This window comes from Pseudomonas viciae (assembly GCF_004786035.1).
In the GTDB taxonomy this organism is placed as follows: domain Bacteria; phylum Pseudomonadota; class Gammaproteobacteria; order Pseudomonadales; family Pseudomonadaceae; genus Aquipseudomonas; species Aquipseudomonas viciae.
Map to the genome: position 1 here is coordinate 3,825,571 of NZ_CP035088.1, position 13,192 is coordinate 3,838,762.

At 61.4% G+C, this 13,192-nt stretch carries 15 protein-coding genes; 7 read left to right on the top strand and 8 right to left on the bottom strand.

Annotated features, from left to right (window positions below; all coding sequences use genetic code 11):
* Nucleotides 1-47: 47 nt before the first annotated feature.
* From EPZ47_RS16440 to msuE, 6 genes are all read right to left on the bottom strand, one after another.
* Nucleotides 48-1,115 carry a branched-chain amino acid ABC transporter permease gene (locus tag EPZ47_RS16440; protein ID WP_135845758.1) on the bottom strand — a complete coding sequence of 356 codons (1,068 nt, stop codon included), beginning with the start codon at nt 1,113-1,115 and terminating at the stop codon, nt 48-50.
* 12 nt (nt 1,116-1,127) lie between these two features.
* Complete coding sequence (locus EPZ47_RS16445) at nt 1,128-2,009, bottom strand: branched-chain amino acid ABC transporter permease (protein WP_135845759.1); 882 nt, start codon at nt 2,007-2,009, stop codon at nt 1,128-1,130.
* A 69-nt stretch (nt 2,010-2,078) separates the two neighbouring features.
* Complete coding sequence (locus EPZ47_RS16450) at nt 2,079-2,861, bottom strand: ABC transporter ATP-binding protein (RefSeq protein ID WP_135845760.1); 783 nt, start codon at nt 2,859-2,861, stop codon at nt 2,079-2,081.
* Between the two features lie 13 nt (nt 2,862-2,874).
* A complete protein-coding gene (locus EPZ47_RS16455; RefSeq protein ID WP_135845761.1) occupies nt 2,875-4,032 on the bottom strand; it encodes an AMP-binding protein in 1,158 nt (385 codons plus the stop codon).
* A 14-nt stretch (nt 4,033-4,046) separates the two neighbouring features.
* Entirely contained in the window at nt 4,047-5,144 is a 1,098-nt protein-coding gene (sfnG, locus tag EPZ47_RS16460; RefSeq protein ID WP_135845762.1) for a dimethylsulfone monooxygenase SfnG, read from the bottom strand.
* Between the two features lie 38 nt (nt 5,145-5,182).
* On the bottom strand, nt 5,183-5,746 hold the full coding sequence (gene msuE / locus EPZ47_RS16465) for an FMN reductase (RefSeq protein ID WP_135845763.1): 564 nt from the start codon (nt 5,744-5,746) through the stop codon (nt 5,183-5,185).
* Between the two features lie 376 nt (nt 5,747-6,122).
* On the opposite strand from msuE, the gene EPZ47_RS16470 reads away from it, so the two are divergent.
* On the top strand, nt 6,123-7,367 hold the full coding sequence (locus EPZ47_RS16470) for an acyl-CoA dehydrogenase family protein (RefSeq protein WP_135845764.1): 1,245 nt from the start codon (nt 6,123-6,125) through the stop codon (nt 7,365-7,367).
* Between the two features lie 116 nt (nt 7,368-7,483).
* Here EPZ47_RS16470 and EPZ47_RS16475 read toward each other — a convergent pair whose 3' ends face one another.
* Nucleotides 7,484-8,359, bottom strand: a complete 876-nt coding sequence (locus tag EPZ47_RS16475; protein ID WP_135845765.1) for a LysR family transcriptional regulator — start codon at nt 8,357-8,359, stop codon at nt 7,484-7,486.
* A gap of 118 nt (nt 8,360-8,477) precedes the next feature.
* On the opposite strand from EPZ47_RS16475, the gene EPZ47_RS16480 reads away from it, so the two are divergent.
* The 6 genes from EPZ47_RS16480 (at nt 8,478) to EPZ47_RS16505 (ending at nt 12,690) form a co-directional block, all read left to right on the top strand.
* Nucleotides 8,478-9,527, top strand: coding sequence for an SDR family oxidoreductase (locus EPZ47_RS16480; protein WP_135845766.1), 1,050 nt, complete (start codon nt 8,478-8,480; stop codon nt 9,525-9,527).
* 40 nt (nt 9,528-9,567) lie between these two features.
* Nucleotides 9,568-10,101 (top strand): histidine phosphatase family protein, encoded by a 534-nt coding sequence (locus tag EPZ47_RS16485; protein WP_135848014.1) that lies wholly within the window; start codon nt 9,568-9,570, stop codon nt 10,099-10,101.
* Nucleotides 10,102-10,330: 229 nt separating this feature from the next.
* Nucleotides 10,331-10,972, top strand: a complete 642-nt coding sequence (locus tag EPZ47_RS16490; RefSeq protein ID WP_178084263.1) for a CPBP family intramembrane glutamic endopeptidase — start codon at nt 10,331-10,333, stop codon at nt 10,970-10,972.
* A gap of 85 nt (nt 10,973-11,057) precedes the next feature.
* Nucleotides 11,058-11,435 carry a hypothetical protein gene (locus EPZ47_RS16495; RefSeq protein ID WP_238346636.1) on the top strand — a complete coding sequence of 126 codons (378 nt, stop codon included), beginning with the start codon at nt 11,058-11,060 and terminating at the stop codon, nt 11,433-11,435.
* Nucleotides 11,436-11,453: 18 nt separating this feature from the next.
* Nucleotides 11,454-11,954, top strand: a complete 501-nt coding sequence (locus EPZ47_RS16500) for a GNAT family N-acetyltransferase (protein WP_135848016.1) — start codon at nt 11,454-11,456, stop codon at nt 11,952-11,954.
* Between the two features lie 283 nt (nt 11,955-12,237).
* Nucleotides 12,238-12,690: a thiol-disulfide oxidoreductase DCC family protein gene (locus EPZ47_RS16505; RefSeq protein WP_135845768.1), complete on the top strand. Its 453-nt coding sequence runs from the start codon at nt 12,238-12,240 to the stop codon at nt 12,688-12,690.
* 8 nt (nt 12,691-12,698) lie between these two features.
* Here EPZ47_RS16505 and EPZ47_RS16510 read toward each other — a convergent pair whose 3' ends face one another.
* Nucleotides 12,699-13,190, bottom strand: a complete 492-nt coding sequence (locus EPZ47_RS16510) for a DUF2269 family protein (RefSeq protein ID WP_135845769.1) — start codon at nt 13,188-13,190, stop codon at nt 12,699-12,701.
* Between the last annotated feature and the right edge of the window lie 2 nt (nt 13,191-13,192).

Below are 13,192 nucleotides of genomic sequence, written 5' to 3' on the forward strand. Positions count from 1 at the left end.
GTGATAAGCCAACAAAATGGAACTGCAAACCCGCTTGTGCGCATCGCTCAGTAGCGCAACGGCCACAGCCGTGCGCGCTCGCGAAAGCGCTGCCAGAGGCGCGCAAGGCCCTCTGGTTCCTTGATCAGGAACAGGATGATCAGCGCGCCGAATAGCATCTTCTGCAGGTTCTCCACCTGGCCGGCGTCCACCAGCCCGCCGGGCAGCAAAGCCACCAGGTTCGAGAGCAACACCGGAAACAAAACGATGAAGGCCGCGCCGAGAAAGTTGCCCAGCAGGCTGCCGAGGCCGCCGATAATGATGATGAACAGGATCTGGAACGACCGGTTGAGATCGAAGCCATGGGGCTCCACGGTGCCCAGGTAGGCAAAGGCCCACAGGGCACCGGCCACACCGAGAAAAAAACCACTGATGGCGAAGGCCAGCAGCTTGGTTTTCGCCAATGGGATGCCGATCACCGCTGCGGCGGTGTCCATGTCACGCACCGCCATCCAGTTGCGCCCCAGCTCGCTGCGCACCAGGTTCTTACCCAGCCAGAACAGTGCCACCACGACTGTCAGGGTCAGCAGATAGCGCCCGGCCGGTGCGTCCAGGCTCACCCCGAATACGTCCAGGCGCGGCGCGGTGATCACGCCCGAGGCGCTGTTGTTGGAAAACCAGCTGAACCGGGTCAACGCCCAGGTTACGAAAAACTGTGCCGCCAGGGTCGAGACCAACAGGTAAAAACCCTTGATGCGCAGGCTCGGCAGACCGAACAGCACCGCCACCAGCGCCGCCGTCAGCCCGCCCAGGGCGATGCTGAACAACAACGGCAAGCCGGCGACACGCAGTTCGAGGTTGTAGGTGGCAAAGGCCCCCACCGCCATGAACGCGGCTGAGCCGAGGGACAATTGCCCGGCATAACCGGTCAGCAGGTTGAGCCCCAGCCCGGCCAGGGACAGCACCAGGAACGGAATCAGGATCGCGCTGAACCAGTAGTCATTCCCCAGCCAGGGCACCACGACGAACGCAACCAGCAACAATACGGCGAGCCCGTGGCGATCCTGGCGCAGGGCGAAGACACGGCGGTCCTGGGCATAGCGGGTGTTGAACTGACCTGCTTCTCGATAAAACATGTGGCTTCTCCCCTAGACTCGCTCGATGGCCCGCTCGCCAAACAATCCGGCCGGACGCACCAGCAAGAACAGCAGCGCCAGCACATAGGGAAACCAGTTCTCGATGCCACTGCCGATGAAGGGCCCGAGGTAAACCTCCGCCAGCTTCTCCGAGGCACCGATAATCAGCCCGCCGACGATCGCCCCGCTGATGGAGGTAAAGCCGCCGATGATCAACACCGGCAGGGCCTTGAGCACCACCAGCGAGAGCGAGAACTGCACGCCCAGGCGAGCGCCCCAGAGCAGGCCGGCGACCAACCCGACAAACCCCGCCACCGCCCACACCACCACCCAGACCCGTTGCAAGCGGATGCCCACGGCCAACGCCGCCAGTGGGTCATCGGCCACCGCGCGCAACGCCAGCCCCAGTCGGGTCTTGTTGAACAGCCAGGACAACAGCAGTACCAACGCAGCGGCCGTCAGCGCGGCAAAAATGTCGAACTGCGACAACAACATCCCACCCAACTCCAGCGGTTCATCGCTGATGCCCAGTTCCAGGCCGTGCACCTGGGCACCCCACAGCGCCTGGGCGAAACCCTCGACGACGTAGGAAAGCCCGAGAGTGGCCATGAACAGCGTGATCGGTGAGCGGTTGACCAACGGCCGCAGCACCACGCGCTCCACCGCCACGGCGATCAGCACCATCGCTGCCAGGCTGATGACGAACGCCAGCCAGAACGGCACACCGCGCTCCAGCAGGCTGACAAAGGTCAGTGCCGAGAACAGCACCATCGCGCCCTGGGCGAAATTGAACACGCCGGAGGCCTTGTAGATCAGCACAAAACCGATGGCCACCAGGGCATACATCACCCCCGCCAACAGCCCGCCAATCAATACTTCAAAGAAAAATTCCATGCCTGTTCCTGTTCTGCGGGCGCAACTTGCCTGCCCTCTCCAAACGGAGAAGCCTGCGAATGCCCAGGGTTAGTGGCGCGTGCCCAGATAGGCCGCAATGACCTCGGGGTTCTGCCGTACATCTTCGGGCGGTCCGTCGCCGATCTTGCGACCGTAATCGAGCACCACCACGTGATCGCTGATGCCCATGACCACGCCGATGTCATGCTCGATCAACACCACAGTGGTGCCCAGTTCACGGTTGATGTCGACGATGAAGCGGCTCATCTGCTGCTTCTCCTCGGCATTCATCCCGGCCATGGGTTCGTCCAGCAGCAACAGCCGGGGCTCCGCCGCCAGGGCCCGGGCCAGCTCCACGCGTTTCTGCAAGCCATAGGGCAACTTGCCGACCAGCACGTCGCGCCAAGGCTGCAAGTGCAGGAACTCGATGACCTGCTCCGCCGCTTCACGCTGGATGTCATCCTCGGCCCGAGCCCGGCCGATGCGCAGGGCCTGTTCAATCCAACTGCTGCGCCGCTTGAGATTGCGTCCGGTGAGCACGTTGTCGAGCACGCTCATGCCCTTGAACAAGGCGATGTTCTGGAACGTCCGGGCGATGCCGCGCACCGCCACCTCGTGGGCGCGCATCCGGCGCCGCTCCTGCCGGTCGAAACGTATGCGCCCGTCCTGGGCCTGGTACACGCCGCTGATGACATTCAACAGCGAACTCTTGCCAGCACCGTTGGGGCCGATCAAGGCGCAGATCTCACCGGTGGCCACCCGAAAACTGATGTCGGTAACCGCCTTGACGCCTTTGAATGACAGTGAAATATGCTCCAGCTCCAACAAATGCGTGGCGGCCGTGTGTGTCATGGGTCGCCTCCTCTCAGGCCAATTGCGAATGGCGTTCTATCCAATCGTCGGTGGTTTCTTTCACGGGAGTTTCTGGTGCATCCCACTCGGTCGAATCGCGCCAATGGCGGACCTGGATCCCCAAGGCCTCGAAAAACGCCTGGGTCTCGGGGCTCAAGGCATCCCCCACCAGCAACGGCGCGCGAGTGCGAGAAAAACCCAGGACGTCGCGCAAGGGTCGCCGGACCAACCAGTGCCCCAAATAGCGTTGCAACAGACCCGGGCGCGCTGCCAAGGCCCAGTCCACCAGCCGGCGCTGCCAACTGCCCGCCTCCGGCAAACGCGCCAGCGCCTCCCTGTGCAGGCGCGCGTAGGTCTCACGCGTGCCCGCCACCAGCGTCGGGCCCAGCTCACGCCGGTCACGATCACGGGTCGCCAGGTTCTCCGGGAAGTTCAGGCGAAAGCCGGCAATCAGCCAAGGCGCCAACAAGTAGCGAGCCTGACCGCCCGAGGCGAAAGCCCGGGCCGCCAGTGCTTCTTCCTGGCGCCCCAACCCTTCCCGTTGCACCAGGCGCCGACCTTCCTGCAACAGCTCGGCGTGGCTGATGCGTTGTTGCTCGATGGCCTGCGGGCCCTGGCGGTAAAAGACAAAAGCCGTATGCAGCGGCCGCGCTTGCGGCGTCAGTTCAGCGGACGTGCGCTCGGCCACCAAGGCCGAGTAGTCCAGCACTTGACCGAACGCGGCTGAACCCGACTGGCCACGCTTGTCGAGATAGATCACAACCTGCGGCCTCACCCGCGCAGCACACAGCAGAAGGATTTCCTCGTGCCCTTCGGCCAGTACGAAATCCGGTTGCAGTTCGCCGAGCAGTGACGTGCTCGACAGGTCCAACGGATCGATCAGGCTCGCCACGCCGCCCAACCACTGCGCAGCCAAGGCCGCCAGCAGCGCCTGCGGCCGCGGGCGGCTGATGATCGTCAGGGTCGCGCCCACCGAAAAGCCCAAGGCCTGCAAGGCACTCGCCAGACTGTGCACCTCGTTAGCCAGCTGCCGCCAGGTTCGCTCCTGCCAAACGCCCAGGTGCTTATGGCGCAGGGCAATGCCGCTGCCGTGCCAGTGCGCCTGCTGGCGCAGCCACTGGGGCAAACTGGCCGGCATCGCGTGCCGTGGTGTGTCGGTGGACGTGACCATGTGCTCTCCCGGGCCTAAGCGACTGCCGCCGTTCTGGGCGCCACTGTGCGTTGTTCGAGTTCACGCACCAGCGGCAGGACCTTGCGGCCGAAATACTCGACTTCTTCCTGGAAGTGCAAAAAGCCCGCGAGCACCAGGTCAACCCCCACGGCCTTGAGCGCCACGATGCGCTCGGCGATCTGCTGCGGCGTGCCGATCAGGTTGGTCTTGAAGCCGTCGTTGTACTGCACAAGGTCCTCGAAGCTGGATTTGGCCCAGTTGCCCTCACCTTCCGGGCTGGACTTGCCGGCCTGTTTCGCCGCATCACCGAAGGCATTCACCGCTTCGGGGTCGGCCTGGTCGATGATCTGGGCGAGGACCGCACGCGCCTCTTCCTCGGTGTCGCGGGCGATGACGAACGCGTTCACCCCGACCTTGACCTTGTGGTTGTTGGCCGCGGCTTTCGCCTGGATGTCATCGACCTGAGCCTTGATCCCCTCGACGGTATTGCCGTTGGTGAAATACCAGTCGGAGACACGGGCGGCCATGTCCCGGGCGGCACGTGAGCTGCCGCCCTGGAAGATTTCCGGATGCTGCTGCAACGGCTTTGGCTTGAGGGTGTAGTCATGAAAGCGGTAGAAGTCACCGCGAAAGGTGAAGTTGTCGGTGGTCCAGATGCCCTTGAGTGCCGTGATGAATTCCTCGGAACGGCGATAGCGCTCATCGTGCTCCAGCCACGGTTCGCCAATGGCGGTGAACTCGCCCTTGAACCAGCCCGACACGATGTTGACCGCCACTCGGCCGCCGGTCAGGTGATCGATGGTTGCGATCTGCTTGGCCAGCACCGACGGCGTCCATGGCCCCGGCAACACGGCGGCGATGACTTTCAGGCGTGTGGTGGCGGCCAGCAAGGCGTGACTGAACGCCACCGATTCATGCTGGTATTCGGCACCGTACCCGGCGGTAAAGCGCACCTGGGAAAGGGCGTAGTCGAAGCCTGCATCCTCAGCGATTTGCGCAAGCTTGCGGTTGTAGTCGATCCCCCAGTCGGTGCGCTGTTCGATCTTGCTGACCACCAACCCTCCGCTGACATTGGGCACCCAGTAAGCAAATTTGATCGTGTCCTGGCTCATTGCATGTACTCCACGGCTCGTTGAAATGAAGTGATTGATCAGGCGGCGCTGGCGTTGCGCCGCACATCCGGGACAAGGCTCAGCAACGCCGACTCGACAGCGCGCTCGATGCGCTCCAGCACCTGCGCGCTGGAGATCCCGTAGTGAGTGAAATCGGTTTCGCTGGCATACACCCCCACGGGCAGACTGAGGGCCTGGAAGAAGCCGAACAGTGGCCGCAACTGGTGGTCGATGATCAAGGCATGGCGATCGGAACCCCCAGTCGCGGCCAGCAGCACCGGCACGTTTTTAAGGGCTTCGTGATGAACGAAATCGAATAGATGCTTGAACAGGCCGGTGTACGACGCCCGATAGACCGGGCTCGCCGCAATCAGCAGATCAGCGCTTTCAATGGCCTGCAGGTCTTCTTGCACGGCGGCGGGCAACGCCTCGCGACGCAGTACGCCGGCGAACTGTGGACCGATCCTGGCCAGCTCGACCAAACGCACCTCGATCGGCAATTGCTGCCCGAGCCTTTCCACCAGCGCCTTGAGCAGGACCAGGGTGCGCGACGGTTGCTGCACGCTGCCTGACACCGCCACCACTTTGAATTGCTTGCTCATCACTTACCTCATGCCAGTAGACGCCGTCGCAGCGTCTGCACAAGGTCTACAGCAGCAACCGTGCCACCTTAATATTCCGTTATTAATCAAATACTTAATAGGTTAAGACAATCTCTGTGCTGTCGCCCGACCGACAAGCTGTTGCTGCGCTGTTGCCTGGGCAACACCCCGGGGTGTCGTTGCTCGCGGCGATGACTGTTGCCCAGCACACAGTCGCGCAACAGATTGTCCGCAGGCCGACACCCCTTTCACCCATGAGGGCCGTGCAGCCCCAGGTTTTACGGGCCTTTGACGTCAGGCATGGAGCGTGCAATGGCTCCAGGCACCGGCAGGTCTTCAGCCTGCCCACCCTCTCGTCATCAGTAGGAACTTCATCATGACCGCACAGCAACAACACCTGCCGCCTGTCCTGTCCACCGGCACTGACTACCAAGCCTTGGCCGAGCGGTTTCGGCCGATTTTCGCGCGTATCCAGAGCGGCGCCCTGGAGCGTGAGCAGACCCGCAGCCTGCCCTTCGAACAGGTCAAGTGGTTGAAGGAAGCCGGCTTTGGCGCCGTGCGCGTACCGGTCGAGTTCGGCGGTGCCGGGGCTTCGCTGCCGCAATTATTGCAACTGCTGATCGAACTGGCCGAGGCCGACTCCAACCTGCCCCAGGCCCTGCGCGGCCACTTCGCCTTTGTCGAGGACCGCCTCAATGCCCACGCCAGCAGTCCACAGGACACCTGGTTCAAGCGCTTCGTCGAGGGCGATCTGGTGGGTAATGCCTGGACCGAAATTGGCGCGGTGAAAATCGGCGAAGTCGGTACCCGCGTGTCCCGCCAGGGCGATCAATGGGTCGTCAACGGCACCAAGTACTACAGCACCGGCAGTATTTTTGCCGACTGGATCGACCTGTATGCCCAGCGTGACGACAACGGCAGCGACGTGATCGCCGCCGTCAATGTCCACCAGCCGGGCGTCAAGCAAAGTGACGATTGGGACGGCTTTGGCCAACGCACCACCGGCAGCGGGACGTCGGTGTTCGAGAACGCCGTGGTCGAGGCCGAAAACCTCATCGACTTCGCCACTCGCTTCAAGTACCAGACGGCGTTCTATCAACTGGTGTTGCTGGCGGTGCTGGCCGGCTCCGGTCGCGCAGCCGTACGCGACATCACCGAGCAGGTGAACAAACGCACACGGATCTTCAGCACCGGCAATGCCAGCCAAGTCAGCCAGGACGTCCAAGTGCAACAAGTGGTCGGCAAGGCCTCGGCCCAGGTCTACGCTGCCGAAGCCACTGCCCTGCGTGCCGCGGGCGCCTCGCAACGCGCCTACGAAAGCCGCTTTGGCAATAACTCCGAGGCCGAGCACACCGCCAACATCGCCGCCGAACTGGAATCCGCCCAGGCCCAGGTGGTGATCTCCGACCTGGTGCTGCGCGCCACCAGCGACCTGTTCAACGCCCTCGGCGCTTCGGCCACCAGCACCGGCAAAGCCCTCGACCGCCACTGGCGCAATGCGCGCACCGCCGCCTCGCACAACCCGCTGATCTATAAGGAGCGCATCATTGGCGACTGGGAAATCAACGGCACGGAGCCGCCGTATGTCTGGCAGATTGGCAGAGGGTCCAAACAAGGCTGAGCACTGAGTCTGCGGGGTAGATCATTGGGGCGTATTTGATTCATGGTTGCGAGGGGGCTTGCTCGCGAAGGGGGCTACTGCGCAGCCCAGCGCGAGCAAGCTCCCTCGCCACGGGGTTATCTGCTGTCCATGGAAACGGCTTCGATCAGCACCTGTTCCAGGATGGCAAAAAAACATTTGATATGGGCCTGTTTCAATGCCTGTGGCCGGGTCACCAGATAAACCTCCAAGTCTGGAAGCTCGATCTGCGGGAACACCTCGACCAGATCCTTTGCAAGAATCCGCGGCAACACGCCTACCCCCATACCTCGTCTCACCGATTCAAGCTGTGCGGCGAAGGAGCTCACGCTGATCTGCGCGCGCTCCAGGCCCGCGGCTGTTGCCGCACGCATTTGCGGCAACATGTCCAACGGCGGCAACAGGGCAATGTTGGCCGCAGTGGCCAGCGTCATGCCGGGAAACCGTTGCAGATAACTGGCAGCCGCGAAGACACCGTAGGCGAATTTGCCGATGGGGCGATAAATCAGCGACGGCTCGCCCAAATGGGCCGTGCGTACCGCAATGTCCGCCACGCCGCGGACGATTTTGTGGAAGTCTGGCGTTGACAGCAACTCCACCGAACAGCGCGGATGCAAAGCAGTAAAGCGACTGGCGGCCTCCAGCACGCCAGATGAAAAACCCTCCCCGGCACTGACGACAACACTGCCCGATAGCTCCTTGGGCTGCTCGGACAGGTCCGCCACGGCTTGGCGTCGCAAACCCGATTCCGCAGCCAGGGCAACCTCCAGCAGCGATTGGCCGCGCGGGGTCAGCCAGCATCCATCCACGCCCCGCTCCACCAGTGGCTCACCCAGGGCGCTCTCCAACTGGGTCAAACGGCGGGACACCGTGGACGGTGCTATCCCCAGCAACTGGCCCGCTTGAAGAAAGCTGCCACGCCGCGAAACCGCCAACAGCAGGCGAAGATCATCCCAATTTGCTTGCAACGCCATGCGTCATCCTTCCCTGGTCTGCATATATGCAAAGCCATTATGCAGCAGCCGCTGTTTTTCGCGAGGGGCCTGGACGGTATATCTACACGCCGTCAAAACAACAGGAAGGATTCGAACCATGTACAGCGTCTTCGTCACTGGCGCCACGGGCTTGCTGGGCAACAACTTGGTGCGTGAATTGATCGCGCGTGGCTACGCGGTCAAAGCCCTGGTCCGGTCAAGGGCCAAAGGTGAACAGCAGTTCGCCAAGCTGCCACGGGTGGAACTGATCGTGGGGGACATGGCCGACGTCGAGGCCTTCGCACCGGCGCTGCAAGGCTGCGATACGGTGTTTCACACGGCGGCATTCTTTCGCGACAACTACAAGGGCGGCAGCCACTGGAAAGCTCTGGAAAAGATCAATGTCACCGGTACCCGGGAGCTGATTGACCAGGCCTTCCGCGCCGGCATCCGACGGTTCATCCATACCTCATCGATCGCCGTGCTCGACGGGGCGCCCGGCACATCCATCGATGAAACCTGTTTGCGTGCCGAGGCCGACGCGGATGACTACTACCGCAGCAAGATTCTCGCCGACCGAGTCATTCTGTCGTTTCTGCAAGACCATCCCGAAATGCATGCCTGCATGGTCCTGCCTGGCTGGATGTGGGGCCCCGCCGACATTGGGCCGACCTCCTCGGGGCAGTTGGTCAACGATGTCGTGAACGGCAAATTGCCCGGCCTGATCCCCGGCAGTTTTTCCGTGGTCGATGCCCGCGATGTGGCATTGGCGCATATTGCCGCTGCCGACCATGGGCGCCGGGGAGAACGTTATCTCGCCGCAGGCCGGCATATGACCATGGGCGAACTGGTGCCTGTCCTTGGACGCATCGCGGGCGTCAAGACACCCGCTCGACAAGTACCGCTGCCCCTTCTATACATACTGGCGGCGGTGCAAGAGCTCTATGCGCGTATCACCCGCAAACCGGTTCTGCTGAGCATGGCCACCTTGCGCCTGTTAGTGCGAGAAGCCGGCCGCAGCCGGTTCAATCACAGCAAAAGTGAACAAGAGCTCGGCGTACGCTTTCGCACGCTGGAGCGGACCATCAGCGATACCGTGGCGTGGTATCGTGAGCATGATTGGTTCAAAAACTACAGTGCACCTGCCTCGCAGGAAAAACGCACCTGATACAAGGACGTCACAGACTGTGCCCAGAGAAATAATCCTGATGCGTCACGGCCAGCCAAAACTGGGCGCGACCGCCAAGGTATCAGCGCTCGATATGAAAGACTGGATCGAACACTACGACCGCTCGGAAATCACTCATCACCCCGCCCCGGATGCCAGCCAACAGCTCGCCGCGACCGCCACGGTCATCGTTTCCAGCTCCGCGCCCCGTGCGCTGGCCTCTGCCCTGGCGCTAGGCCTGGAGCCCACAGTCGTCGACGCGCTTTTCTGTGAAGCGCAACTGCCTTATGGCCGCTGGAAATGGCCAAGGCTCTCACCGTTTACCTGGGCGTTCATCCTGCGGATCTTATGGTTGTGCGGCTACTCACGCCGAGTTGAATCCGCAGGTGCCGCGAAGCTGCGTGCCAACAGCGCAGCGCAACGGCTGCAGGCACTTGCCGGCAATGGCCCGGTCCTGCTGCTGGGGCATGGCTGGATGAATCGAATGATCGCCAAGCAATTGGAGGCAGACGGCTGGACTCGTCAGAAGCGCAACAGCAGCCAGTATTGGAGTGCGGCGGTCTACCAGGGCTAGTCCCCGCGGTTTTTTTTACACCAGCGCACAGCCTGACAGTATTTGACCTTGAAAAATCTGCCTACTTTTCCACAAAGCCGCTAGCAACCCATACCAGACGGCCGAGAATGCTGGCAGCATGCCTTTCCTTCTTTGCACTCATGGAGTGACTGTGACGAATCTTGGTGCCGCCCCTCAGTTCCTACCCGCCCCCACTTCTGCGGGTTACCGCTTCTTCCGGCGATTGGGCATGTTCGTTCTTGCCACCCTGGTGTTTTTTCTAGCCGCAATACCCGCGGTTCTCCTCATACCGGCAGAGTCGTACCTATCGCTTACCGCCACGATGGGCTCAGTCGCGCTTATTCTCCTCGCCCTGTTCGTCTGGCAATACCGTGCCGATTCGTGCGCCCAACTGCGCGGTAACGCCATCAGTAAACCGCTGCGGGTCGGCGCGCTCGGCATCATCGGGGCCTATGCGCTTTGCGGGGTCGCCATCGCCGCGCTCGGGTTGCCTCAAGAGGCCTTCATGGCCGAATTCCTGGCAGGCCTCACCGGTTGGCAACTCGCGATCAAAGTCGCCTCACTGATCGTGCTTCCACCCATCGCCGAGGAGTTGTTTTTCCGCCATTACCTGCTGCGACTGTTCCCCTACGAGAACAGCGCTGCCTGGAAATGGATCGCGATCATCGTGACGTCGGCCATCTTCGCCGGCATTCACATCCAATACGGTAACTGGACAACCGTCGCGCTGCTCTTTGCTTGTGGCTGCGTGCTCGCCATCGCGAGAATCAACAGCGGTGGCCTGCTGGTCCCGATACTGCTGCACTCGCTGGCGGAGATCGTAGCCCTGACCACTGATGGGGCTTTTCGCCTGTTGGGGCTCTACAGTTGATCTACAAGTACCTGACTTCTCGGCTGGCCAGGCAACTGGTCTTGGGCGTTTTTGCAGCACATCCCCCCTCCAGGCATTCGCAACAATGAAAAATCATACGATGGGTTATGCCCTGGCTGCTTTGGCACTTTCAATTCTGGCTGAGCCAGCACAAGCCGCCACCTGGCAAATTTGCCGTTTGGAACTGCGTATCGTTGAAGTGCTGAAACAACCGTATCCGCAGCTACAGGCCCAGGTCCTGAAAGTCAGTCCGGCATCGACCAGCGTAGAATGCCCGGAGGCAGGGACCACGCTCACTTTCACGCCAGAAACGACTGATTACCAAGCCACGCTCCCCCGCCGGCAATGGCCCAAGAAAGGCCAATCGGTACGTATCGATTACCGGTATCTGGATGGCATATGTAAAGGCGACGGCAACAGCTACGCCTGTCGTATCAAGCACTACCCGTTAGCGGGTCGATAAAGGAAGGTCGGTGTGAGCATGAACCCTGTCACCATTCGTACCCTGCACAGTTCGGATACTGAAGCGCTACTGGCCTTTGAGCTGGACAACCGCGAGTGGTTCGAGCGCCACATTGACCCTCGCGATCCGGCTTTTTACTCGGTGCAGGGCGTCACCGAGCACATCGCAACATACCTGTCTGATTTCGCCGCCGGAACCTGGCATCCATTTGTCATCGAAGATTCTGAGGGGAAAATCGTGGGCCGAGCGAACCTCAAAGACATCGACATGGCCGAGGGGTCAGCAGAGGTCGGCTATCGGATAGCCCAAAGCGCCTGCGGACAGGGACTGGCGACACTGGCGGTGAAGCACCTGATCCAGCAGGCTCAGGCGCACTGGAACCTTAAACGCTTGGTGGCCCACGTCTACGCCGACAATATCGGCTCGACCAAAGTACTCAAGCGGTGTGGTTTCCTGATCGAGCAATTAGCGCTGCACGAAGGGACAGAACGCGATTATCGGTTTGGCCTGTGGGTTTAGGAAGGTGGTACGCGGATCCCCTTTGGGCACGACGACCAAGGCGCACCATTCAAGTGACCGGCATTTATCAGAGCCGTCGCGAACTGCACTGCATACGTCCGGCAGCCGTAGATAGGACTGGCGAACAAAGCGCAGAACAGGCAAAACAGAGCACCAATCAAACAATGAACGCGAACACGATATCCCGGGATCATAGGCGCTCCATTCATCCTGGTATAAAGCAGGCTTTCATTCTGGCACACGAGTATCATCCAGGATAACCAAGCCCGCCGGACCCACGCTGATGCCCGCCTCCCAAATCCGATCCTCTGCCGCGCCATTGCTCAAGCCTGGCGAGACCGTGGTCTTGTTCGACGGCGTGTGCAAGCTGTGCAATGGCTGGGCGAGATTTTTGATCCGCCATGACCACGACCGACGCGTCCGGTTGGCCGCCGTACAGTCGCCCGAGGGCCAGGCGCTGCTTGACTGGGCAGGCTTGCCCCTGGATCAATTCGACACCATGGCGGTGATTCGTGACCGGCACTACTGGGTACGTTCGGATGCGTTTTTCGAAGTCGCCGCCCAGTTGCCCGCCCGTTGGCGATCGGTGAAGCTTTTACGCATTTTCCCCCGCGCGCTTCGCGATTGGGCCTATGACCGGGTTGCCTTGAATCGCTATTGGCTCTTCGGAAAATACGACACGTGCCTTCTGCCGGACCCGGATCATGAACGACGTTTCTTGAAGGCGCCCAGCTGATCGCCCTCCTACGCCAACAACCCAACCAATCGCCATGGCGTCATCTTGGTCACCATGATCATCACGATCACAAACATCCCCGAAAATCCGCAGATACCCAACCAGAACCATTTTCTGTACACGGGAAGGTACTGATCATCGAGCGTTTTTCCAGTTTCGACCGCGCTTGACGCCAGCACGAACAACCGCTTCTGCAGCACCAATACCGGCAGCCAAAGCGCCCCCACGCACAGGAAGATGATCAGCGAGGTCATCACCCATTCGGTGGTCAGGGGAAGCCCGGCGAGCGTCAGCAGCAGGTAGCCCGTGATGATCTGAATAAAGCCGGCCGGCGTGGTAATCCAGGTGTCGAACCGTACGACCGCCCTGGCCACGTGCGCGATCACTTGAGGGTTGGCCGTGCGGCTGGCGGCGATCAGGTACAGGTAGGAGCCCATGCCGAATCCGAACAGGAAAACAGCGGCGATGACGTGGATGTATTTCAGGCACAGATAGAGCATGG